The 22,309-nt window shown below is 65.2% G+C and carries 20 protein-coding genes; 10 read left to right on the top strand and 10 right to left on the bottom strand.

What is annotated here, in order from left to right:
• Nucleotides 1-101: 101 nt before the first annotated feature.
• A complete protein-coding gene (dalD, locus tag F3J20_RS17120) occupies nt 102-1,514 on the bottom strand; it encodes a D-arabinitol 4-dehydrogenase (RefSeq protein WP_167283988.1) in 1,413 nt (470 codons plus the stop codon).
• A 402-nt stretch (nt 1,515-1,916) separates the two neighbouring features.
• On the opposite strand from dalD, the gene F3J20_RS17125 reads away from it, so the two are divergent.
• The 7 genes from F3J20_RS17125 (at nt 1,917) to F3J20_RS17155 (ending at nt 10,013) form a co-directional block, all read left to right on the top strand.
• Nucleotides 1,917-2,894 carry an AraC family transcriptional regulator gene (locus tag F3J20_RS17125; RefSeq protein ID WP_167283989.1) on the top strand — a complete coding sequence of 326 codons (978 nt, stop codon included), beginning with the start codon at nt 1,917-1,919 and terminating at the stop codon, nt 2,892-2,894.
• Between the two features lie 175 nt (nt 2,895-3,069).
• On the top strand, nt 3,070-3,990 hold the full coding sequence (locus F3J20_RS17130; RefSeq protein WP_205192780.1) for a substrate-binding domain-containing protein: 921 nt from the start codon (nt 3,070-3,072) through the stop codon (nt 3,988-3,990).
• Nucleotides 3,991-4,063: 73 nt separating this feature from the next.
• Nucleotides 4,064-5,584 (top strand): sugar ABC transporter ATP-binding protein, encoded by a 1,521-nt coding sequence (locus F3J20_RS17135; RefSeq protein WP_167283990.1) that lies wholly within the window; start codon nt 4,064-4,066, stop codon nt 5,582-5,584.
• A complete protein-coding gene (locus F3J20_RS17140; protein ID WP_167283991.1) occupies nt 5,571-6,578 on the top strand; it encodes an ABC transporter permease in 1,008 nt (335 codons plus the stop codon). Before F3J20_RS17135 ends, F3J20_RS17140 begins: the two co-directional genes overlap by 14 nt.
• 36 nt (nt 6,579-6,614) lie before the next feature.
• Entirely contained in the window at nt 6,615-7,703 is a 1,089-nt protein-coding gene (locus tag F3J20_RS17145) for an alcohol dehydrogenase catalytic domain-containing protein (protein ID WP_167040940.1), read from the top strand.
• Between the two features lie 31 nt (nt 7,704-7,734).
• The gene (locus F3J20_RS17150) at nt 7,735-9,279 is read left to right on the top strand and encodes an FGGY-family carbohydrate kinase (RefSeq protein ID WP_167040943.1); all 1,545 of its coding nucleotides are present in this window, start codon (nt 7,735-7,737) and stop codon (nt 9,277-9,279) included.
• Nucleotides 9,276-10,013: an SDR family oxidoreductase gene (locus F3J20_RS17155; protein ID WP_167040946.1), complete on the top strand. Its 738-nt coding sequence runs from the start codon at nt 9,276-9,278 to the stop codon at nt 10,011-10,013. The genes F3J20_RS17150 and F3J20_RS17155 overlap by 4 nt, the downstream gene beginning before the upstream one ends.
• 46 nt (nt 10,014-10,059) lie before the next feature.
• On the opposite strand, the gene kynA is transcribed toward F3J20_RS17155, so the two are convergent.
• The 3 genes from kynA to kynB all read right to left on the bottom strand — a co-directional run bounded on the left by kynA (nt 10,060) and on the right by kynB (nt 13,058).
• Entirely contained in the window at nt 10,060-11,067 is a 1,008-nt protein-coding gene (gene kynA / locus F3J20_RS17160; protein ID WP_167040949.1) for a tryptophan 2,3-dioxygenase, read from the bottom strand.
• Between the two features lie 10 nt (nt 11,068-11,077).
• Nucleotides 11,078-12,328: a kynureninase gene (gene kynU / locus F3J20_RS17165; RefSeq protein WP_167283992.1), complete on the bottom strand. Its 1,251-nt coding sequence runs from the start codon at nt 12,326-12,328 to the stop codon at nt 11,078-11,080.
• Nucleotides 12,329-12,419: 91 nt separating this feature from the next.
• The gene (gene kynB / locus F3J20_RS17170; RefSeq protein ID WP_167283993.1) at nt 12,420-13,058 is read right to left on the bottom strand and encodes an arylformamidase; all 639 of its coding nucleotides are present in this window, start codon (nt 13,056-13,058) and stop codon (nt 12,420-12,422) included.
• 130 nt (nt 13,059-13,188) lie between these two features.
• Between kynB and F3J20_RS17175 the strand changes: the two genes are divergently transcribed.
• Nucleotides 13,189-13,704 (top strand): Lrp/AsnC family transcriptional regulator, encoded by a 516-nt coding sequence (locus F3J20_RS17175; protein WP_167040960.1) that lies wholly within the window; start codon nt 13,189-13,191, stop codon nt 13,702-13,704.
• A 39-nt stretch (nt 13,705-13,743) separates the two neighbouring features.
• Here F3J20_RS17175 and F3J20_RS17180 read toward each other — a convergent pair whose 3' ends face one another.
• A complete protein-coding gene (locus F3J20_RS17180) occupies nt 13,744-14,253 on the bottom strand; it encodes a flavin reductase family protein (protein ID WP_167040963.1) in 510 nt (169 codons plus the stop codon).
• A gap of 514 nt (nt 14,254-14,767) precedes the next feature.
• Between F3J20_RS17180 and msrA the strand changes: the two genes are divergently transcribed.
• Nucleotides 14,768-15,307 (top strand): peptide-methionine (S)-S-oxide reductase MsrA, encoded by a 540-nt coding sequence (gene msrA, locus F3J20_RS17185; RefSeq protein ID WP_167040966.1) that lies wholly within the window; start codon nt 14,768-14,770, stop codon nt 15,305-15,307.
• Between the two features lie 128 nt (nt 15,308-15,435).
• Here the strand turns inward: msrA and F3J20_RS17190 are convergent, their stop codons facing one another.
• From F3J20_RS17190 to pdxH, 3 genes are all read right to left on the bottom strand, one after another.
• The gene (locus F3J20_RS17190; RefSeq protein ID WP_167283994.1) at nt 15,436-16,953 is read right to left on the bottom strand and encodes a DUF72 domain-containing protein; all 1,518 of its coding nucleotides are present in this window, start codon (nt 16,951-16,953) and stop codon (nt 15,436-15,438) included.
• Nucleotides 16,954-17,039: 86 nt separating this feature from the next.
• Nucleotides 17,040-18,254, bottom strand: coding sequence for a cyclopropane-fatty-acyl-phospholipid synthase family protein (locus F3J20_RS17195; RefSeq protein ID WP_167040972.1), 1,215 nt, complete (start codon nt 18,252-18,254; stop codon nt 17,040-17,042).
• A gap of 139 nt (nt 18,255-18,393) precedes the next feature.
• A complete protein-coding gene (pdxH, locus tag F3J20_RS17200) occupies nt 18,394-19,035 on the bottom strand; it encodes a pyridoxamine 5'-phosphate oxidase (protein ID WP_167283995.1) in 642 nt (213 codons plus the stop codon).
• 328 nt (nt 19,036-19,363) lie between these two features.
• Between pdxH and tcdA the strand changes: the two genes are divergently transcribed.
• Nucleotides 19,364-20,233 carry a tRNA cyclic N6-threonylcarbamoyladenosine(37) synthase TcdA gene (tcdA, locus tag F3J20_RS17205; RefSeq protein WP_167283996.1) on the top strand — a complete coding sequence of 290 codons (870 nt, stop codon included), beginning with the start codon at nt 19,364-19,366 and terminating at the stop codon, nt 20,231-20,233.
• Between the two features lie 110 nt (nt 20,234-20,343).
• Here tcdA and trxA read toward each other — a convergent pair whose 3' ends face one another.
• Together trxA and F3J20_RS17215 are read right to left on the bottom strand one after the other, a co-directional pair.
• Nucleotides 20,344-21,192 (bottom strand): thioredoxin, encoded by an 849-nt coding sequence (gene trxA / locus F3J20_RS17210; protein ID WP_167283997.1) that lies wholly within the window; start codon nt 21,190-21,192, stop codon nt 20,344-20,346.
• 214 nt (nt 21,193-21,406) lie between these two features.
• Nucleotides 21,407-22,282: a pirin family protein gene (locus F3J20_RS17215; protein WP_167040984.1), complete on the bottom strand. Its 876-nt coding sequence runs from the start codon at nt 22,280-22,282 to the stop codon at nt 21,407-21,409.
• Between the last annotated feature and the right edge of the window lie 27 nt (nt 22,283-22,309).

The following is a 22,309-nucleotide window of genomic DNA, read 5'->3' on the forward strand; positions in this document are numbered from 1 at the left end:
ATGGGCATTAAGCCTGGCAGCGCGTGCGTCGGGGTCGGCGCGGAAGCGTGCGCGCGGCCTCGTGCGGGCCGCGCTGCGCTCATGCAGCGTTCAGGCCACCTTCATGCCGCGCCGCGTTTCGCGAGCCATGCGTCGACCCGCGCGAGCGCACCCGCGAGCGCCGCTTCGAGTTCGGGCGTCTGCGCCATGCGGCCCCACAGCAGCCGGTCGGCGGCGAATGCGCGTAGCGGATCGGCGGCCGTGAAGAAGCCGTGCGCGACGCTCTCGTCCATCACGCCGTCCTGATACGCGTAGGGCAGCTTGCCCGTGTGCCAGCGTTCGAGAAAGCGGAAGAACAGCGCGGGCAGCACCGCGGTCGCGGCCGGCGTGACGCCGCGCGCGAAGCACCCGGCGAGCGTCGGCGCGATGAAGCCGGGCAGCTTCGAGAAACCGTCGGCGGCGACGCGCTGGTTGGTGTCGAGAATGTGCGGATTGCTGAAGCGTTCGAGCACGACGTCGCGATAACGCGCGAGATCGAGCGGACTCGGCGTGAGACACGGAATCACGTCCTCGGTCACGTAGTCGTAGGCGAACTGGCGAATGTTGGCGTCGAGCGTGCCTTCGTGGATGTAGTTCAGGCCGACCAGCGTGCCCGCCCACGCAATGCAGCTATGCGGCGCGTTGAGAATGCGGATCTTCGCTTCCTCGTACGGCAGCACCGAATCGACGAGTTCCGCGCCGACCTTCTCCCAGGCGGGCCGCCCCGCGATGAAGCGGTCCTCGATCACCCACTGGATAAACGCCTCGCCCATCACGGGGCTTGCGTCGTCGACGCCGGTCGCGGCCAGCACGCGTTCGCGCACGTCGGGTGTCGGGCGCGGCGTGATGCGATCGACCATCGAGCACGGGCACGAGGTGTGGCCGTCGAACCATTGCGCGAGTTCGGTCGCGCCGCGCCGTGCGAGAAACTCGCTCATGCCTGCATGAAAGCGCTCGCCGTTGCTGCGCAGGTTGTCGCAGGTTTGCAGCGTGACGGGGCCCGCGCCGCGCTTCATGCGCGCGTCGAGAATCGCCGCGAGCGCGCCGTAGATCGTCGTGTGGCCGCCCGCGAGGTCGGCGGCGAGATCGGGGTTCGCGATGTCGAGCCGGTCGTGTTCGTCGAGGTAATAGCCGCCTTCGGTCACGGTGAACGCGATGATCTTGCAGGCCGGATCGGCACCGGCTTCGATGAGCCCGCCGAGGCTTTCGCTCCACGGCAGCACGCGCTCGATCGAGCGGATCGTCTCATAGGCGCGCTCGCCGTGCGGCGTGACGGTTTCGAGCGTATAGACGCCGTTCTGCGCGGCGAGCGCGTCGAGCACCGCGTTCATGTCGCCGCGAATATTGCCGACCGCGAGCGACCAGCGCGGCTCGTCCGGCAGCCTGGCTTCGTTGAGCCGATGCAGATACCACGCCTGATGCGCGCGATGAAACGATCCCGCGCCGATGTGCAGGATCACGTGTGCGGCCGCGCCGCTGCCTTGCCCGCTGTTCATGTATGTCTCCGGTTCCATGCAAGATGGATGCTCGACGCCTTGTCCGCGGCGCTCGGTGCGCGCGTTTCGTGCATAGGGAGCATTTGCTCTGTGTGTGAGCGAATGATCGTACCGGGCGAAACGAAAGTCAAGGCGAGGGCGACGGGTTTTCGTGGCGCAGCGCGGCATGGCATGCCGTGCGTTCGTTCATGACCGCATCGCCGGCTGGAAAAAACCGCTGCGCCATCGCTATTGCATTGCATCAAATTTGACTTTTTGGGCCTCGGGGCTAACCCGAATGCAAAAAAGTATCGGTCTGCGGTTTCTTTTCAAGTGGTCGCCCGTGCGTTTGGCGGGTACTTTTCGCTATACAAGATCAAGATCGGCGGTGCCTCGAATGGGCCGCTCTCATGGAGGCAGACAGTGCAACCTGATCTAGAGGTCGTGGCCGTCCGTCGCGACGAATCGTTCAAGGCGTGGTCGCATGGCTATCCGTATCGCACGGTGCGCTGGCACTTTCACCCCGAATACGAGATTCATCTGATCGTCGAGACGACCGGCAAGATGTTCGTCGGCGATCACATCAGCAGCTTCGCGCCGGGCAATCTCGTGCTGATGGGCCCGAACCTGCCGCACAACTGGGTCAGCGACGTGCCCGAGGGCGAGAGCGTCGCGCAGCGCAATCTGGTCGTGCAGTTCGGCCAGGAATTCGTGTCGAACTGTCTCGAGAGCTTTCCGGAGTGGCGCCAGGTGGAGGCGCTGCTTGCCGAGGCGCGCCGCGGCCTGTCGTACGGCCCGCAGACCTCGGCGCAGATCAAGCCGCTCTTTCTCGAACTGCTCGCCGCGCGCGGCCTGCGCCGGCTCGTGCTGTTCATGTCGATGCTCGAGATCCTGATGAACGCGCAGGACCGCGAGACGCTCGCGAGCCCCGCCTATCAGGCCGATCCGACCAGCTTCGCGGCGACCCGTATCAACTATGTGCTCGCGTATATCGGCAAGAACCTCGCGAACGAGTTACGCGAATCGGAACTCGCGCAGCTCGCGGGCCAGAGCGTCAGCGCGTTTTCGCGCTATTTCCGCCGCCATACCGGGCTGCCGTTCGTGCAGTACGTGAACCGCATGCGCATCAATCTCGCGTGCCAGTTATTGACCGACGACGAACTGAGCGTGACCGACATCTGCTTCAAGGCGGGCTTCAATAATCTGTCGAATTTCAACCGGCAGTTTCTCGCGGTGAAGGGCATGGCGCCGTCGACGTTTCGCCGCTATCAGCAACTGAACGACGCGAGCCGCGATGCCTCCGAGGAAGCGGCCGCGTGCGGCCGGGGTATCGACAACGCGCCGGCGATCGTGCTTGCGCCGGGCCTGCCGAAAAACGGCACCGCGTATCCGCTCACCTAGTCAATTTATCTAGTCCGTTTATGTAGTCCGCTGTTTTAGTCCACCTGTTTTTCAACACGCGTCGCGCTGTGCGAACCCACAGCGCGCAGGACGTGCTCACTTCAAAAAAATGGAGACAACCATGAAGCAAGCTGCTTTTCAGTCGAAATCCCAGTCGAAATCGTTGCCGTCGTCGATGACCTTTGCACGCCGCGTCGCGGCGCTCGCAGCCGGCCTCTCGCTCGTTGCGATGTCGGCCGCGCAGACCGCGCAGGCCGCGCCGCTCAAGATCGGCATGACGTTCCAGGAACTGAATAACCCGTACTTCGTGACGATGCAGAAGGCACTGAACGATGCGGCGGCGTCGATCGGCGCGACCGTGGTCGTGACCGATGCGCATCACGACGTGAGCAAGCAGGTCAGCGATGTCGAGGACATGCTGCAGAAGAAGATCGACATCCTGCTCGTCAATCCGACCGACTCGACCGGCATCCAGTCGGCCGTGACCTCGGCGAAGAAAGCGGGCGTCGTGGTTGTCGCGGTCGATGCCAATGCGAACGGTCCGGTCGATTCGTTCGTCGGCTCGAAGAACTACGACGCGGGCCTGATGGCGTGCGATTACCTCGCGAAGTCGATCGGCGGCAGCGGCGAAGTGGCGATTCTCGACGGCATTCCTGTCGTGCCGATTCTCGAACGCGTGCGCGGCTGCAAGGCGGCACTCGCGAAGTCGCCCGGCGTGAAGCTCGTCGATACGCAGAACGGCAAGCAGGAGCGCGCGACCGCGCTGACCGTGACCGAGAACATGATTCAGGCGCATCCGAATCTGAAGGGCGTGTTCAGCGTCAACGACGGCGGCGCGATGGGCTCGCTCTCGGCGATCGAATCGTCGGGCAAGGACATCAAGCTGACCAGCGTCGACGGCGCGCCCGAAGCGATTGCCGCGATCCAGAAGCCGAATTCGAAATTCGTCGCGACGTCCGCACAATTCCCGGCCGACCAGGTGCGCATCGCACTCGGCATCGCGCTCGCGAGAAAGTGGGGCGCCAATGTGCCGAAGACGATTCCGGTCGACGTGAAGCTGATCGACAAGAGCAACGCGAAGGGTTTCAGCTGGTAATTCAGCTGGTAATGCAGGCCGCAGCCGCCGCGCGCGAGCATCATGCGCGGCGGCTGCGGCAGAGGAACACGCGATGGACACGATTCTCAAGCTCGACAACATCAGCAAAAGCTTTCCTGGCGTGAAGGCGCTGCAAGGCATTCACCTCGAGATCGCGCGCGGCGAGATTCATGCGCTGCTCGGCGAGAACGGCGCGGGCAAATCGACGCTGATGAAAATTCTCTGTGGCATCTATCAGCCCGACGAAGGCACGATCACGATCGACGGCACGGCGCGCCACTTCGCGAACTATCACGACGCGGTGGCCGCCGGCGTCGGCATCGTGTTTCAGGAGTTCAGCCTGATTCCGTATCTGAATGCGGTCGAGAACATCTTTCTCGGCCGCGAAATGCGGACCCGCTTCGGCATGCTCGAACGCGGCAGGATGCGCCGCGCGGCCGCGCAGATTTTCGCGCGGCTCGGCGTCGCGATCGATCTGTCGGTGCCGATTCGCGAACTGTCGGTCGCGCAGCAGCAGTTCGTCGAAATCGGCAAGGCCCTGTCGCTCGAGGCGCGCATCCTGATTCTCGACGAACCGACCGCGACGCTGACACCCGCCGAAGCCGCGCATCTGTTCACGATCATGCGCGAACTGAAGCAGCAGGGCGTGGCGATGATCTTCATCTCGCACCACCTCGAAGAGATTTTCGAAGTGTGCGACCGCATCACGGTGCTGCGCGACGGCCAGTACGTCGGCATGACCGAGGTCGCGCAATCGGACGTGAGCCGTCTCGTGCAGATGATGGTGGGGCGCCGCATCGAGAGCAGCTTTCCGCCGAAGCCGCCGCCGCGCGCCGATGCGAAGATCGTGCTCGACGTCGTGCGCTTGCAGTTGCTGAAAGACAGCCCGGTGCTGAGTTTCTCGCTGCGCGAGGGCGAGATACTCGGCTTCGCGGGACTGGTCGGCTCGGGGCGCACCGAGACCGCGCTCGCGGTGATCGGCGCGGACCCGGCCTACGTGAAGGAGATTCGCGTGAACGGCGCGGCCGCGAAGCTCGCCGATCCGGCCGATGCGTTGCGCGCGGGCGTCGGCATCCTGCCCGAAAGCCGCAAGACCGAAGGGCTCATCACCGACTTCTCGATCAGGCAGAACATCTCGATCAACAACCTCGGCAAGTACCGCTCGCTGCGTTTCTTTATCGACCACCGCAGCGAGGCGCGCGCGACCGCCGACATCATGAAGCGCGTCGGCGTGAAGGCGCCGACCATGCATACCGAAGTCGCGACGCTCTCGGGCGGCAATCAGCAGAAGGTCGTGATCGCGCGCTGGCTCAATCACCACACCAACATCCTGATCTTCGACGAGCCGACGCGCGGCATCGACGTCGGCGCGAAGGCCGAAATCTATCTGCTGATGCGCGAACTGACCGCGCGCGGCTACTCGATCATCATGATCTCGTCCGAACTGCCGGAGATCGTCGGCATGTGCGACCGCGTCGCCGTGTTCCGGCAGGGGCGCATCGAAGCCATGCTCGAAGGCGACGCGATCGACTCGAATGCCGTGATGACCTATGCGACCGCCGGTTCGCTTGGAGCTGCTCATGAACACGCCTAATCCTTCTTCTTCGCCCGAGAGCTCGACCGTTGCGGGCAATACGCCGGGCGCACCCGCACGCTTCAGCTGGGCCGCGCTGAAACGCTCGACACTGTTCTATCCGTTCGTCGGCCTGCTGGTGGTCTGCATCGTCATGGTGTTCGCGAGCGACAGCTTCCTCTCCGCCGCGAACATCGAGAACGTGCTGCGCCAGGTGTCGATTAACGCGATCATCGCGGTCGGCATGACCTGCGTGATCCTGACGGGCGGCATCGATCTGTCGGTCGGTTCGGTAATGGCGCTCTCCGGCACGCTCGCGGCCGGTCTTATGGTGGCCGGCATGAACGCGGTGGCCGCGCTCGTGGTGGGTCTCGCCGTCGGTCTCGGCTTCGGCGCGGCCAACGGCTTCTTCGTCGCGTTCGCAGGCATGCCGCCGATCATCGTCACGCTCGCGACGATGGGTATCGCGCGCGGCCTCGCATTGATCTACACGGGCGGCTATCCGATCGACGGCCTGCCCGACTGGGTCAGCTTCTTCGGCAGCGGCAAGATTCTCGGCATCCAGGCGCCGGTCGTCATCATGGCGGTGATCTACGTGATCGCCTGGGTGCTGCTCGAACGCATGCCGTTCGGCCGCTACGTCTATGCGATCGGCGGCAACGAGCAGGCGACGCGGCTCTCGGGCGTGCGTGTCGCGCGCGTCAAGCTGCTCGTCTACACGATCGCCGGCCTGACCTCGGCGTTCGCCTCGATCGTGCTGACCGCGCGTTTGATGAGCGGCCAGCCGAACGCGGGCGTCGGCTTCGAACTCGACGCGATCGCCGCCGTCGTGATGGGCGGCACGTCGATCTCGGGCGGACGCGGCTCGATTATCGGCACGCTGATCGGCGCGCTTTTACTCGGCGTCCTGAACAACGGCCTGAACATGGTCGGCGTGAATCCGTACGTACAGAACGTGATCAAGGGCGGAATCATTCTGCTCGCGATCTATATCAGCCGCGACCGCAGAAAGTAACGCTTCCTTTTCCCCACTTTTTCGCAGGACCATGCAATGACGACTCAATCCGACAAGCCGAACATGACCGCCATCGTCTGTCATGCACCGAAAGACTATCGCGTCGAACAGGTACGGAAGCCGCGTGCCGGCGCGCACGAACTCGTGATTCGCATCGCCGCGTGCGGCATCTGCGCGAGCGACTGCAAGTGCCACTCGGGCGCGAAGATGTTCTGGGGCGGCCCGAGCCCGTGGGTCAAGGCGCCGGTGATTCCGGGTCACGAATTCTTCGGCTATGTCGAAGAACTCGGCGAAGGCGCGGCCGAGCATTTTGGTGTGCAAAAGGGCGAGCGCGTGATCGCCGAGCAGATCGTGCCGTGCGGCAAATGCCGCTATTGCAAATCCGGCCAGTACTGGATGTGCGAAGTGCACAACATCTTCGGCTTTCAGCGCGAGGTCGCGGACGGCGGCATGGCCGAGTACATGCGCATTCCGCCGACCGCGATCGTCCACAAGATTCCTGACGGCATCTCGCTCGAAGATGCCGCGATCATCGAGCCGCTGGCCTGCGCGATTCACACGGTGAATCGCGGCGACGTGCAGCTCGACGACGTGGTCGTGATCGCGGGCGCGGGGCCGCTCGGTTTGATGATGACCCAGGTCGCGCATCTGAAGACGCCGAAGAAGCTCGTCGTGATCGATCTCGTCGAAGAGCGGCTGGCGTTGGCGCGCGAATACGGCGCGGACGTGACGATCAATCCGAAGAAAGACGACGCGCTCGCGATCATCCATTCGCTCACTGACGGATACGGCTGCGACGTCTATATTGAAACGACCGGCGCGCCGATCGGCGTGAATCAGGGCATGGACCTGATCCGCAAGCTTGGGCGTTTCGTCGAATTTTCGGTGTTCGGTGCCGATACGACACTCGACTGGTCGGTGATCGGCGATCGCAAGGAGCTCGACGTGCGCGGCGCGCATCTCGGGCCGTACTGCTATCCGATCGCGATCGATCTGCTCGCGCGCGGGCTCGTGACGTCGAAGGGCATCGTCACGCATGGCTTCTCGCTCGAAGAATGGGACGAGGCGATCAAGATCGCGAACTCGCTCGATTCGATCAAGGTGCTGCTGAAGCCGCGCGCCTGAGCGTGGCGCGCGGCCCATCAACGGAGACTTTATGAACTACGTCATCGGCGTCGATATCGGCACGCAGAGCACGAAGGCGCTGCTCGTCGACGAGCACGGCGCGATCGTCGCGCAGCATGCGTCGGGCTATCAGCCCGACACGCCGAAACCGTTGTGGGCCGAGCAGTGGCCCGCGGTGTGGCTGAAGGCGGTGGTCGCATGCGTGGCCGCTTGCGTGAGCGAGGCGAAGGCGGCCGGCGTCGCCGCGAGTTCGATCAAGGCGCTGTGCGTGAGCAGCCTGTACGGCGGCTCGGGCATTCCCGTCGACAGCGACATGCGGCCGCTCGCGCCCTGCCTGATCTGGATGGACCGGCGCGCGACCACGCAGGTCGACTGGGTGCGCGGGAACGTCGATCTCGAACGGCTTTATACGATCACCGGCAATGGCGTGGATAGCTACTACGGCTACACGAAGATGCTGTGGCTGCGCGAAAACGAGCCGGACGTATGGGCGCATACGCGCTATTTCCTGCCGCCGAATGCTTACGTGATTTATCTGCTGACCGGCGAGGTCGCGGTCGATCACAGTTCGGCCGGCAATATCGGCGGCGTCTACGACATGGCGCGGCGCGACTGGTCGGACGAAGCGCTCGACATGCTCGGCATTCCCGCGACGATGATGCCGGATCGCCTCGTCGAATCGTCGGACGTGGTGGGCGGACTGCTGTCGCAATGGACCGCGCAGCTCGGGCTCGAAGCGGGCACGCCGATCGTCGCGGGCGGCGTGGATGCGGCCATGGCGACGTTCGCCGCCGGCGTCACGCGCGCGGGGCAGCACGTCGCGATGATCGGCACGAGCATGTGCTGGGGCTATATCAACCAGCAGGTCGACGCGCGGCACGGATTGGTCAGCATGCCGCATGTTTTCAACGGCCAGCAGGACCTCTATGTATTCGGCGGCGCGATCACGGCGGGTGCGTCGGTCGCGTGGTATCGCGAGCAGTTCTGTCATGCGGAGATCGAGGCCGCGCGCGCGACGCCGCATGGCGATCCGCACCGGCTGCTCGAAGAAGCCGCCGCGCAGGTGCCGGCCGGCGCCGACGGCGTGCTGTTCCTGCCGTATCTGATGGGCGAGCGCAGCCCGGTGTGGGACGCGAAAGCGAGCGGCGCGTTCGTCGGACTGTCGCTCTTTCATACGCGCGCGCATCTGTATCGCGCGGTGCTCGAAGGCGTGTCGTTCGCGCTGAAGCACAACATCGAGGCGGGACGCAAAGGCGCGCAATCGCTCGACGACAAACTGATCGTGGTCGGCGGCGCCGCGCATTCGGACCTGTGGATGCAGATCATCGCCGACATCACCGGCTATCCGGTCTACACGATCGAGCAGGACGTCGAAGCCGCGATGGGCGCCGCGCGGCTCGCGGCGGTCGGCGTGGGCCTCGTGTCGCGCGAAGCGGCGCAGGGCGGCTGGGTCACGCTGATCGAGCGCGCGCAGCCCGACGCGCAGCGCATGGCGCTATATCAGCAGCGCTTCGGCGTGTACGTAGACCTCTATCCGGCCTTGAAGCCGGTCATGCATCGCTTGCAATCATCATGAACGCTACTTTCGATTTTTCCGGCCGCTCGATTCTCGTGACGGGCGCATCGAGCGGCATCGGCCGCGCCACGGTCGAAGCCTTGTGCGCGAGCGGCGCGTCGGTTGTCGCGGCGGCGCGCAACGTCGACGAACTCGCGCGGCTTGCCGAGGAAACCGGTTGCGAGCCTCTCGCGCTCGACGTCGGCGACGAAGCCGCGATCGAGGACGCCTTCGCCTCGCTCGAACCGTTCGACGGTCTTGTGAATTGCGCGGGCATCGCGTTGCTCGAACGCGCGGTGGAGACCACGGCCGCGAGCTTCGATCGCGTGATGGCCGTTAATACGCGCGGTGCGGTGCTGGTCGCGAAGCACGTCGCGCGCGCGATGCTCGCGGCGCAGCGCGCGGGCAGCATCGTGAACGTATCGAGCCAGGCTGCGCTCGTCGCGCTTGAGGATCATCTAAGCTATTCGGCCTCGAAGGCCGCGCTCGATGCGGCCACGCGCGCGCTGTGCGTCGAGCTGGGGCCGAGCGGGATTCGCGTGAACAGCGTGAACCCCACGGTCACGCTGACGCCGATGGCGGTGCTGGCCTGGAGCGATCCCGCCAAACGCGATCCGGCCTTGCAGGCGATCCCGCTGCGGCGCTTTGCCGAATCCGCCGAAGTCGCCGCGCCGATCCTGTTTCTGTTGAGCGAGGCGGCGTCGATGATTAGCGGCGTATGCCTGCCGATCGACGGCGGCTATACGGCGCGGTGAAGGCTGCGCGCAGGGCTTGCCGGAGCCGCCGGAGCGAGCGGTCGGGTTAGAGCATCGTGCGCACGTGCCACAGTTCGGGGAACAGCACGACGTCGAGCATCTTGCGCAGATACGACGCGCCGCTCGTGCCGCCCGTGCCCTGCTTGAAGCCGATGATGCGCTCGACCGTCGTGACGTGCCGGAAGCGCCACTGACGGAACGCGTCTTCGAGATCGACGAGTTCTTCGGCCATCTCGTACAGATCCCAATGCTCGGACGGATTGCGATAGACCTCGAACCATGCGGCCTCGACCGAGGCATCGTGCACGGTGGGCTGGGTCCAGTCGCGTTCGAGCCGCGCGGGCGAGATCGCGAAGCCGCGGCGCGCGAGCAGCCGCACGACTTCGTCGTAGAACGACGGCGTTTCGAGCGCGGCCTTCACCTCGGCGTGGATGTCGGGGCGATGCGCGTGCGGCTTCAGCATCTGCTCGTTCTTGTTGCCGAGCAGGAATTCGATCTGCCGGTACTGGTACGACTGGAAGCCCGACGAGCTGCCGAGATAAGGGCGCATGGCCGTGTACTCGGACGGCGTCATCGTCGCGAGAACGTTCCAGGCCTGCACGAGCTGCTCCATGATCCGCGACACGCGCGCGAGCATCTTGAAGGCGGGCGGCAATTCGTCGCGATGCACGGCCTTCAATGCCGCGTGCAGTTCGTAGAGCGCGAGCTTCATCCACAGTTCGCTGGTCTGGTGCTGGATGATGAACAGCATCTCGTTGTGATCCGGCGACAACGGATGCTGCGCGTCGAGCACCTTGCCGAGCGACAGATAGTCGCCGTAGCTCATCGATTCCGAGAAATCGAGCTGCGCGTCGTGCCAGCCAGGGTTGGCGGAATGCGTGGCAGAGGCGGTGGATGTGGTGGCGGTGGTGGATGTGGAACCCGCCCCCGCCGCAGCGGAGCCCGCCGAACTCGCGGCGGGCGTGCCGGTTGCGCCCGTCTTCCCATGGCCGAACGGACAGCCTTGCGCGGGCGACTCTTCGGGCAAGCCCGGCGTGTGCATGTGATCGGTCATTCCATGATCCTCAGGTAACGGCGCCGCGCGCGGCGAATTCCGGCGCCCGCCAGGTTTCATGCACGAGTATGTCGCGCAGCGTCTCGACGGCGTCCCAGACGTCGACGAAGCGCGTGTACAGCGGCGTGAAGCCGAAGCGCAGCACATACGGCTCGCGATAGTCGCCGATCACGCCGCGCGCGATCAGCGCCTGCATCACCTCATAGCCGTGCGGATGTTCGAAGCTCGCATGCGAGCCGCGCCGCGCGTGTTCGCGCGGCGTGACGAGTTCGAGCGGAAACTCGCCGCAACGGGTCTCCACCAGTTCGATGAACAGATCGGTCAGCGCGAGCGACTTCTTGCGGATCGCCTGCATGTCGGTTTGCAGGAACACGTCGAGTCCGCATTCGACGAGCGCCATCGAGACGATCGGCTGCGTGCCGCACAGATAGCGGCCCACGCCGTCATCCGGCCGATATGTGGGGCTCATCTCGAACGGCGCGCGATGCCCCCACCAGCCCGAGAGCGGCTGCGCGAATGCGTTCTGGTGGCGCTGCGGCACCCACACGAAGGCAGGCGAACCGGGGCCGCCGTTCAGGTACTTGTAGGTGCAGCCGACCGCGTAGTCGGCGCCGACGCCGTTCAGATCGACCGGCACCGCACCCGCCGAATGCGCGAGGTCCCACAGCGCGAGGGCGCCCCGGTCGTGAATCAGTCTCGTCAGCGCGGCCATGTCGTGCATGTAGCCGGTGCGGTAGTTCACGTGAGTAATCATCGCGATCGCGGTGTCGTCGCCGATCGCGGCGGGCAGCTCGGACGGATCGTCGACGAGGCGCAGCTCATAGCCGCGATCGAGCTGCTCGATGAGCCCCTGCGCGATGTACAGGTCGCTCGGGAAATTCGAGCGCTCGGAGACGATCACGCGGCGCCGCGGATCGCGCGCATCGGCGACCCGCAGCGCGGCCGACAGCAGCTTGAACAGGTTGATCGAAATCGTGTCGGTAACGACCACCTCGTCGCTCGCCGCGCCGATCAGCGGCGCGAGCTTGTTGCCGAGCCGGCGCGGCAGCGCGAACCAGCCGGCGTTGTTCCAGCTGCGGATCAGCCCCTCGGTCCATTGCGCGCCGATCACGGTCTGCGCGTGTTGCGCGGCCGCGGCCGGCGGCACGCCGAGCGAGTTGCCGTCGAGATAGATGGTGGCCGGCGACAGCGCGAACTGGTCGCGCAGCATGGCGAGGGGATCGGCGCTATCGAGCGCCACGGCTTCGTCACGATGGTTCATGGTGGTCCGTTGGTTCCGGGCGGGAGGGTTCGTCGGTTGATAGGTCGTGTAGCTGGCCGTGTAGCCGGTCGTGTCGCGGGTTCGGCGTGCCTCAGCGCGAGCCGGGCAGCGCGCGCAGCACCGCACGCACCGGGCTCGCGTCGAGCGCGGTCAGTTTGAGCGGCAGCGCGATCAGCTCGTAGTCGCCGGGTTCGACCGCGTCGAGCACGATGCCTTCGAGAATCGCCATGCGATGCGCGCGAATCCGCTGGTGCGCGTCCATCGTCTTCGATTCCTGCGGATCGAGCGACGGCGTGTCGATGCCGATCAGCTTGACGCCGCGTGCGGCAAGCTGATCGACGGTATCGGGCGCGACCGCGCAGAACGCGCTGTCCCAGGCGGCGGTCGGCGCGCTTCTGTAAGTGCGCAGTAAGACTCGCGGCGGCAGATCGTCGAGCGAGCCGGCCAGGTGTTGTGGCGTCACAACAGGCGATGCGCCGATGCAATCCATCACTCTGCATAAACCGAGATACGCGTCGAGCGGCACGTGGCCGATCGCGGCGCCCTCGGCGTCGTAGTGCAGCGGCGCGTCGGCGTGGGCGCCGGTGTGCGGCGACAGCGTGAGCCGCGCGACGTTGACGGGCGAGCCCGCTTCCATGCGCCACACACGCTCGATGCCGACCGGCGTGTCGCCCGGCCAGACGGGCGTGGCGGTATCGACGGCGGGGCTGATGTCCCAGAGTGTTGGCATGACCGTTTCTGTGGCGGGTGACGATCTTTAAATGATAGTGGTCAAGCCGCGAAATGTGATTGCGAAAAAATCTCCTTCTTAGCCGTGTCTTGGAACATAATTTGAGTCAAACGGGAAAGGGAGACCGAATATGAACGCGATCTCGCTCGACGCCACCGATTGCCGTATCTTGACGGTGCTTCAGCAGGAAGGACGGATCAGCAATCTCGACCTCGCGGAGCGCATCTCGCTCTCGCCGTCGGCGTGTCTGCGGCGCCTGCGTCTGCTCGAGGAGCAGGGCGTCATCGAACATTACCGGGCGTGCCTGAATCGCGAGGTGCTCGGTTTCGAACTGGAGGCGTTCGTGCAGGTGTCGATGCGCAACGACCAGGAAAACTGGCACGAGCGTTTCGCCGAGGCCGTGCGCGACTGGCCCGAAGTGGTCGGCGCGTTCGTCGTGACGGGCGAGACCCATTACCTGCTGCGGGTGCTCGCGCACAACCTCAAGCACTATTCGGATTTCGTGCTGCAGCGTCTGTACAAGGCGCCGGGCGTGATGGACATCCGCTCGAACATCGTGCTGGAGACGCTCAAGGAAGATTCGGGCGTGCCGGTTTCGCTCGTGAAAAAGAACAGCGGGCATAGCGCTGCGCACAACGAGCGCTGAGCGGGCAGGGGCGCCGCGCGGTGCGCGCGGCGGGACGTTTCAAAGCAATTTGAGGCCGTGGAACTGACCACTCTGGAACACGAGCGGCAGGATTTCGGCGGCGTTTTCGTGCACGCCGCAGCGCTCCACTTCGCCCACGAAAATCACGTGGTCGCCTTCCTCGTAGCGGCTGCGGTTATGGCATTCGAACCAGGCGAGCGCGCCGTCGAGCACCGGCATGCCGCTGTCGCCCGCCGCGTGCGACACGCCTTCGAAGCGGTCGCCCTTCACGGTCGCGAAGCGCTTGCACAGATCGAGCTGCGACGCGGCCAGCACGTTGACCACGTAGTGGCTATTGGCGCGAAACACCGGCATCGAGGCCGAACGCGTCGCGAGACTCCACAGCACGAGCGGCGGATCGAGCGAAACCGAATTGAACGAACTGGCCGTGATGCCGATCAACTGGCCCGACGCGGCGCGCGTCGTGATGACGGTGACGCCGGTCGCAAACTGGCCGAGCGCCTGCTTGAACGCGGCCTGGTTGAAGTTGGGTGGGCTGGCGCGCTTCATTCGGGCAGAACCCCCGGCACGCGCCGTGTGAAAGCCTGACTGACGCGCAGGCCGGTGCGGCTGGAAGCGAATGATTCGAAAGTCATGGTGAAAATCGTCGATTTGCGCCAATTTTAACTGCAATCGCCGCGTGCGCCGTGCCGCGGATGCCGGCGGGTCGTCAAACCGGCGCGTACTCGAGTAAAAACGCGCACCGGGGTTCGTTGCCGGGCATCCTGGCGGGACGATCGTCGGAGCCGTCGAAAAGCTTGTCGTTCGTCAAGGATTGCTGTGAACGTGGCGCAGACTTGTCCCCCTGACGAGCGCCGGCGTTCCTATACTCGATAAATGGCACGATTGCATGGCGGCCGGCGCGGACCGGGTGCGCAAATCAGGCGCGCAAATCAGGCGTGCGAGCGGCGTCGCGCTTCGGCTGGCTTTTACGCGGCGTTTTCGGCCCTATATACCGGACTCGGCGGCGGCGAAAACGCCGGCCACCGGTCCATTTTTCCGTATCTGATCTGGGGTGAACGTTATGAACGAGACGGCAACGCTCGGTGGCGGGTGTTTCTGGTGCCTCGAAGCGGTGTATCTGGGCGTCGAAGGCGTCAACGCGGTCGAGTCGGGCTATGCGGGCGGTCACACGCGCCAGCCGAGCTACGAGCAGGTGTGCGACGGCGAGACCGGCCACGCGGAAGTGGTCAAGGTCGACTTCGATCCCGCGAAGATCAGCTATCGCGAGATTCTCGACATCTTCTTCGCGATCCACGATCCGACGCAGTTGAACCGGCAGGGCAACGACGTCGGCACGCAGTACCGCTCGGCGATCTTCACCCATTCCGATGCGCAGCGCGAAACTGCGCTGCAGGCGATTCGCGAGATCGGCGAGGAGCGCATTTACGACGGCAAGATCGTCACCCAGGTGGTGCCGCTCGACGGCAACTACTGGCCCGCCGAGGCGTATCACCAGAACTATTTCGCGCAGCATCCGAATCAGGGCTATTGCTCGTTCGTGGTGGCGCCGAAGGTCGCGAAATTCCGGCAGAAGTTCGCGCATCGGATCAAGGCGGGGTGATTGGGGGAGCGGAGTCTGGGGTCGTGGTGGGCGTTACGGAGCCGCACGGAGCTTCAGTTCTTCCGTCTGCAGCGCGAATGAACGGAGTTCGTTCACACGGGCCACGGCGGCGGCCCGCGTGAAATCGTTCAGCTCTGTGCGTCGCCGGCTTCGCCTTCGCTTGCGCCCCGTGCGGGTTGCGCCGGCGCTTCGTCTCCATCCACCTCACGCGCCCGCGCGAGACGCGCGCAGGCCTCGACGATCTCCGCCGCCAGCTTCACGCAACTGAGCGGCGCCGATCCTTCCGCCTTGTTGTTGACCGCGATCACGACCGGCTGGCCGGCCAGCGCATAACGCGCGGCCAGTTCGGCGAGCGACGCGCGCGTCGCCGGGTCTTCGTCGACGAGCCGGTTGAACGGCTCGTACTTCGCCTTCGCCTGCTCGTATTTGAAGCCGCCATGCAGACTCCAGCGCACGATCAGCGGACCGGCCGGCTCGCCGTCGAGCAGCGCGAGTGCGGCGGCCTGACGCAGTGGGTCGGGCATGCGCGCATGAATGCCGACGCAATAGCGCACGCCCGCCGCCTTCAGCATGCGGATGAAGCGCGGCGTGAGCAGACTCGCGTCGCGAATTTCGACCGCGTAGCAGCTGCCGTCGGGCAGTCCCGGCAGCGCGTTGAAAAATTCCGCGAGGCGCTCGATAAATACCGCCGGCTGTGCGAGCATCGAGTCCGGCAGCGGCGAGAACTGGAACACGAGCGCGCCGGCCTTGGCGCCGAGTCCCGCGAGACAGGGCGTGACGAAGTCGTCGATCGCCATCTGTGCGTTCAGGAAGCACGGGTTCAGCGACACCGGCTCGCCGCGCTCGGCACGCACGGTGGCGTCGGTGATCGTCATCGGCGCCTTGACGATGAAGCGGAAATGCTCGGGTACCTGCTGCGCATAGCGCAGGTATTCGGTGACCGTGAGCGCCTGGTAGAACGAGCGGTCGATGCTGACCGTCTTCAGCAGCGGATGCGCGCCGTAGGCGCTCAAGCCTTCGCGCGAGAGCTTGCTGTTGCTGTAGTCGTCGCCGTAGACGATGCCGCTCCAGCCCGGAAACGACCACGTCGACGTGCCGAGGTGGACTTGCGGCGGCAATTGCGCCGCGAGCGCGAGCAGTTCGGGTGAGGGCGGTGCGGCGAGGACGTCGCGGCTGCGGCGTTTTTTCGGGGTGTCGGCGGGAGCGGGCGGGGTGTTTGAGGTGTCCGGTGCGTCTGCCGTACCAGCCGCGGCGGCCGTGGCGGCGGGGTTGTCGGGCGTGTCGTCTTCCCACAGCGAGGCGGCGCTAGCTTGCGTACGCTGGGCGCGCCGGGGTTGGGCGGCGGACACTGCTGGGCTGGCGGGTGCCGCTATGGCTATGGACGAGCCGGCGACGAGTGAGGCGGCATCGGCATCGATGCTGGTGTTGTCGAGCGAGGCTGCGGGCGCGGTATCTTCAGCCGCGGCGGTACGCGTCAGCCTGGCGCCACGCACGCCGCCTTTCTGCACCGGCAATACCGCAGCCTGCGGTTCATCCACCGGCATCCCGAACAGATCGAACTGCGCGGCTTCGCGAGCCGCATCGTCCGGCTTGCCGTCGTTGCCGCTCAACGGCTTTTCAACTTCGTTCGTCCCGCTCTGGTCCATCAATGTCCGGCCTGCTGTTCAGGTTGCGCCGCGGCGTCTCACTTCACGCTTCATGCCCGCCGCGGCGCCCACCGGTCATGGCCGGGTCACAGCGGTTTTTCGTACATGTAGCGGCGCGACCACGGCAGGTTTTTCGCGCTGCGGCCGGCTTTACGGCACACCACCTGGAAGATCGACACGTCGTCGTTTTCGAATGCATACGCGCAGCCGGCCAGATACACGCGCCAGATGCGGAATTTCTCGTCGTCGACGAGCTTGCGGGCTTCGTCCGCATGCGCTTCGAAATTCTCCGCCCACAGATCGAGCGTGTGCGCATAGTGACGGCGCAGGCTTTCGACGTCAACCGGTTCGAGGCCGCCGCGCTGCATCGATTCGAGCGCGAGGCTGATGTGTGGCAGTTCGCCGTTCGGGAACACGTAGCGGTCGATGAACTCGCCGCCGCCCAGCGAGGTCTCGCCGCTGTCGGCGTCGCTCGACGTGATGCCGTGGTTCATCGCGATGCCGTCGTCGGCCAGCAGGTCGCGCATCTTCTCGAAGTAGCCCGGCAGATTCTTGTGGCCGACGTGCTCGAACATGCCGACGCTCGTGATGCGATCGAACTGCCCCTGGACATCGCGATAGTCCTGCAGGCGAATCTCGATCTGGTTTTCGAGGCCGGCCGCTTTCACGCGTGCGGTGGCGAGGTCGAACTGGTTTTGCGAGAGCGTCACGCCCACGCATTTCGCGCCGAACTTCTGCGCCGCGCGCAGCACGAGCGCGCCCCAGCCGCAGCCGATATCGAGCAGACGCTGGCCGGGCTGCAACTGGATTTTGGTCAGAATGTGATCTATTTTCTTCAGCTGCGCGGTCGCGAGGTCTTCGGTGCCGGTCTCGAAGTACGCGCACGAGTAGACCATGTTCTCGTCGAGCCACAGCTTGTAGAACTCGTTCGAGACGTCGTAGTGATACTGGATCGCTTTCCTGTCCGACGCCTTCGAGTGATTGAAGTAGCGCCGCACGCGCGCGAGCTTGCTCGCATTGGTGACGGTGCTGCGCGCGAGTTCATAGCCGATATTGATGATGTCCGACAGCTTGCCCTCGATGTCGATCTTGCCCTTCACGTACGCCTCGCCGAGATTGTCGAGGCTCGGTTCGAGCAGATAGGGCAGCGCGGTCGCGCTCTTGACGTGCAGCGTGACCTGGGGCGCGGCGAACCGCCCGAAGTCATGCTGCTGACCGTCCCACAGCACGAGGCGTGCAGGCAGATTCGCTTTGGTTTTGACGTCTTCAACCCACTGCGCCAGCTTTTTCTCCCAGAACATGTGATCTCTCCGTGTTCGTTGATTTAAAGCAAAGCTTGTGTGGATCGCGATAGGGCGCGGCGCATTCCGCGGGCCGCGCAACGCAATCCGGCCGGTGCGCATCGCCACGCAAGCGGCGCCGCCGGCATCATTCGTCGGATCAGGGCGACAGGCGGGCGATCTGCCAGCTACCGCTTGCGTCCGCGCGCGTATAGAGCAGACGATCGTGCAGACGCGAAGGCCGCCCCTGCCAGAATTCGATCGCCTCGGGCACCAGACGGTACCCACCCCAGTGCGGCGGCCGCGGAGGATTGTCGCCATATTGCAGGCTGATTTCGCGTTCACGTACTTCGAGCTGCGAACGGCTTTCAATCACCTGACTCTGATTCGAGGCCCACGCGCCGATGCGCGAGCCGAGCGGACGCGACGCGAAATAGGCGTCGCTGTCTGCCGCGTCCGTCTTGACGACGCGGCCCTCGATGCGCACCTGGCGCTCGAGTTCGATCCAGTGAAACAGCAGGCTCGCGTAAGGGTTCGCGCTCAGCTCGCGGCCCTTGCGGCTCTCGTAATTGGTGAAGAACACGAAGCCTCGCTCGTCGACACCCTTGATTAGCACGATGCGTGCCGATGGCCGGCCGCGCGGGTCGACCGTTGCCAGCGTCATGGCATTCGGCTCGGGCAGTTGGGCGTCGATCGCCTGCTGGAACCACGCGTCGAATTGACGGAACGGATCGTGGTCGACGTCGGCGACGTCCAGAGAGCCCAGCGAATAATTTTTTCGAAGCTCGGCGAGTGAGATCATGTTCTTATGCGAACGCTTACAGTCAGGCAAGTATAGCTAAGGCGCCAATTTTTTGCGCGCGAGCGGACGAGCGTGTCAGACGCCGCATGCCCTGCCTGCGCGAGCGGTCGCGCGAGGCGCGGGCAGGCCGTGTTTCGTTGCTCGCGTGACCTCTTCGTATGACCCTTTCGTATAACCCCTTCGCATGACCCGTTCGGGGAGCGGGACGTCACGCGAAACTTCGGGCAAGGCGTTGAGGCAAAATACGGGCTGCGCGCGCGTCGGCTTCACGAACGCGAAGCCGCTTTCCGTTCCGCCTGTGTATGCCTTGTATTCGAGCCCCGTCATCATGTTCAGCACCACCGCGCAATCCGATCTTACTACCAGCCTCGATGCGAATGAAACCGCCGACCGCGCGCGCCGCTTCGGCGGCATCGCGCGTCTGTACGGCGCCGACGCGCTCGCCGCGTTCGAGGGCGCCCACGTCGCGGTGATCGGCATCGGCGGCGTGGGTTCGTGGGTTGCCGAGGCGCTGGCGCGCAGCGCGCTCGGCACGCTGACGCTGATCGATCTCGACAACGTCGCCGAGAGCAACACGAACCGGCAGATCCATGCGCTCGACGGCAACTACGGCAAACCGAAGGTCGAGGCGATGGCCGAGCGCATCGCGGCGATCAATCCGTATTGCGACGTGCGGCTCGTCGAAGACTTCGTGGAGCCAGACAACTTCGCGGCGACGCTCGGCGGCGGCTTCGACTACGTGATCGACGCGATCGACAGCGTGCGCACGAAGACCGCGCTGATCGCGTGGTGCGTCGAGCGCCAGCAGGCGTTGATTACGGTCGGCGGCGCGGGCGGCCAGCTCGATCCGACGCGTATTCGCATCGACGATCTCGCGCTGACGATCCAGGACCCGTTGCTGTCGAAGGTGCGCGGCCAGTTGCGCAAACAGCATGGCTTTCCGCGCGGGCCGAAGGCGAAGTTCAAGGTGAGCGCGGTGTATTCGGACGAGCCGCTGATCTATCCGGAAGCGGCCGTTTGCGATATCGACGAGGAAGCCGGGCACGTGAGCACGTCGCCGGGTCACACGGGGCCGGTCGGTCTGAATTGCGCGGGGTTTGGGTCGAGCGTGTGCGTGACCGCGAGCTTCGGGTTTGCGGCGGCGGCGCATGTGCTGCGCGAGTTGGCGAAGCAGGCGAGGGCGCGGGCGGCTATTTGAGCGCTGCGGTTTGATGGAAAGCGATGAAGGCCGATGCAGTACGGACCGGCGCGGTTGCGGCGTTCACCGCAACCGCGCCGGTCATCGGGCACTCGTCAGTCGCGCGCTAATCAGTACAACGACGCGCTGAGCTTGCGCCGCCATTGCGACACCAGCTCCGGCTGATGCGCGGCCAGATCGAATACCGACAGCATCGTCTTGCGGCCGACGTCGTCGCGGAACGTGCGGTCGCGCTGCACGATCGCGAGCAGATGTTCGAGCGCCTGCGCGTATTTGCGGTGCGCGATAAACGCATTCGCGAGATCGAAGCGCGCTTCGAGATCGTCGGGATTGCCGGCGACGCGCGCTTCGAGCGCATCGGTGGGCGGCAGGTCCGCGGCGGCATCGACCGCGTCGAGCCGCGTCTTGATCGCGTTGAAGCGCGCGTCGATGCCCTGGGTCGTTTTCGGCGACAGCAGATCGACTTCGTTGCGCGCTTCGTCGATGCGGTTGTCTTCGAGCAGCAGCTCGATGCGGTCCATGCGCGCGTCGTCGAAACCGGGGTCGTACGCGAGCGCCGCTTGCAGCAGATCGTAGGCGTCTTCGCGGCGGCCTTCGGCGAGCGCGCTCTGCGCTTCGATGCGCGCGGCCGGCGCGCCTTGCGGCACGAGCCGCTCGATGAACTCGCGCAACTGTCCTTCCGGCAGCACGCCGACGAACTGATCGACCGGCTGGCCGTCGGCGAATGCGATCACGTGCGGAATGCTGCGCACCTGGAAGTGCGCGGCCAGTTCGTGGTTCTCGTCCACGTTGACCTTCACGAGCTTCCATTTGCCGGCTGCCTCGGCTTCGAGCTTTTCCAGCAGCGGGCCGAGACTCTTGCAGGGGCCGCACCACGGCGCCCAGAAATCGACCAGCACGGGGGCCAGGGTCGACGCTGCGAGAACGTCCTGTTCGAAAGTGGCGAGAGTGGTGTCCATTGCGTCCTCGTCGATAAAAACGGTTTGTGGCTAGGTGGGGCCGATGCGGGCGAATTCAATGCGGGCCTGCATGGCGACGACGCGCCACGCGAGACTGTGCAGGTTTGCGCGGGCTAGTGGTGTGTGCAGGGAGCCTGCCGGTGCCGCGCTGTGGCCCGCGCGCATGGGTGCATTGGCGCATCGGCCTATCGGTGTATCGGCGCCCCGCCTTGTTTCACTTATGCGCCGGCAGCGGAATCCATTCGGTTTCGCCGGGCACCTGGCCCATTTCCTGATTCGTCCACGCGAGCTTGGCGGCCTCGATCTTCTCTCGCGAACTCGCGACGAAATTCCACTCGATAAAGCGTTCGCCTTCGAGCTTCTCGCCGCCGAGCAGCATTACGCGCGCGCCGTGCGTGCTCGCGAGCGTGACCGTTTCATCGAGCGCGAGCACCGCCATCTGGCCCACTTCGAGCGGCGTGCCGTCGATTTCGAGGTCGCCTTCGACCAGATACACGCCGCGCTCCTCGTGCTCGGGTTCGAGCGCGAACGCGCTGCCCGGCGTGAAGTCGGCGGCCACGTACAGCGTGCCCGAGAACGTCGCGACCGGCGAGACCGCGCCGAACGCGTTGCCCGCGATCACGCGCAGCGTCACGCCGTTGCGCTCGACGACCGGCAGCGTTGCGGCCGCGTGGTGCGCGAACGACGGCTCGATCTCTTCGTCCGCGAGCGGCAGCGCGACCCAGGTCTGGATGCCGTGCATCGTCTGGCCGCGCGCGCGGTCTTCGGCCGGCGTGCGCTCCGAGTGGACGATGCCGCGGCCCGCCGTCATCCAGTTGACGTCGCCGGGCACGATCTTCTGCTCGGAGCCGAGGCTGTCGCGATGCATGATCGCGCCGTCGAACAGATACGTGACGGTCGCGAGACCGATATGCGGATGCGGGCGTATGTCGAGACCGCTGCCGGGTTCGAGGGTCGCGGGACCCATGTGATCGAAGAAGATGAACGGGCCGACGAGGCGCGCCGCCATCGCCGGCAGCACGCGCCGCACGGCCAGATTGCCGATGTCGCGCAAATGCGGTTTGAGGATGGCTTTGATCGAGGAAGTCATGAGCGGTCTCGGCGCAGGAGTGGAAGA

This window comes from Paraburkholderia sp. Cy-641, from assembly GCF_011752945.1.
Taxonomy (GTDB): domain Bacteria; phylum Pseudomonadota; class Gammaproteobacteria; order Burkholderiales; family Burkholderiaceae; genus Paraburkholderia.

Excerpts from the sequence above, each read along its gene's own strand:
- dalD (WP_167283988.1), bottom strand. The coding sequence starts at position 1,514 with ATGAACAGCGGGCAAGGCAGCGGCGCGGCCGCACACGTGATCCTGCAC.
- F3J20_RS17130 (WP_205192780.1), top strand. The coding sequence starts at position 3,070 with ATGACCTTTGCACGCCGCGTCGCGGCGCTCGCAGCCGGCCTCTCGCTC.
- F3J20_RS17135 (WP_167283990.1), top strand. The coding sequence starts at position 4,064 with ATGGACACGATTCTCAAGCTCGACAACATCAGCAAAAGCTTTCCTGGC.
- F3J20_RS17140 (WP_167283991.1), top strand. The coding sequence starts at position 5,571 with ATGAACACGCCTAATCCTTCTTCTTCGCCCGAGAGCTCGACCGTTGCG.
- F3J20_RS17145 (WP_167040940.1), top strand. The coding sequence starts at position 6,615 with ATGACGACTCAATCCGACAAGCCGAACATGACCGCCATCGTCTGTCAT.
- F3J20_RS17150 (WP_167040943.1), top strand. The coding sequence starts at position 7,735 with ATGAACTACGTCATCGGCGTCGATATCGGCACGCAGAGCACGAAGGCG.
- F3J20_RS17155 (WP_167040946.1), top strand. The coding sequence starts at position 9,276 with ATGAACGCTACTTTCGATTTTTCCGGCCGCTCGATTCTCGTGACGGGC.
- kynA (WP_167040949.1), bottom strand. The coding sequence starts at position 11,067 with ATGACCGATCACATGCACACGCCGGGCTTGCCCGAAGAGTCGCCCGCG.
- kynU (WP_167283992.1), bottom strand. The coding sequence starts at position 12,328 with ATGAACCATCGTGACGAAGCCGTGGCGCTCGATAGCGCCGATCCCCTC.
- kynB (WP_167283993.1), bottom strand. The coding sequence starts at position 13,058 with ATGCCAACACTCTGGGACATCAGCCCCGCCGTCGATACCGCCACGCCC.
- F3J20_RS17175 (WP_167040960.1), top strand. The coding sequence starts at position 13,189 with ATGAACGCGATCTCGCTCGACGCCACCGATTGCCGTATCTTGACGGTG.
- F3J20_RS17180 (WP_167040963.1), bottom strand. The coding sequence starts at position 14,253 with ATGAAGCGCGCCAGCCCACCCAACTTCAACCAGGCCGCGTTCAAGCAG.
- msrA (WP_167040966.1), top strand. The coding sequence starts at position 14,768 with ATGAACGAGACGGCAACGCTCGGTGGCGGGTGTTTCTGGTGCCTCGAA.
- F3J20_RS17190 (WP_167283994.1), bottom strand. The coding sequence starts at position 16,953 with ATGGACCAGAGCGGGACGAACGAAGTTGAAAAGCCGTTGAGCGGCAAC.
- F3J20_RS17195 (WP_167040972.1), bottom strand. The coding sequence starts at position 18,254 with ATGTTCTGGGAGAAAAAGCTGGCGCAGTGGGTTGAAGACGTCAAAACC.
- pdxH (WP_167283995.1), bottom strand. The coding sequence starts at position 19,035 with ATGATCTCACTCGCCGAGCTTCGAAAAAATTATTCGCTGGGCTCTCTG.
- tcdA (WP_167283996.1), top strand. The coding sequence starts at position 19,364 with ATGTTCAGCACCACCGCGCAATCCGATCTTACTACCAGCCTCGATGCG.
- trxA (WP_167283997.1), bottom strand. The coding sequence starts at position 21,192 with ATGGACACCACTCTCGCCACTTTCGAACAGGACGTTCTCGCAGCGTCG.
- F3J20_RS17215 (WP_167040984.1), bottom strand. The coding sequence starts at position 22,282 with ATGACTTCCTCGATCAAAGCCATCCTCAAACCGCATTTGCGCGACATC.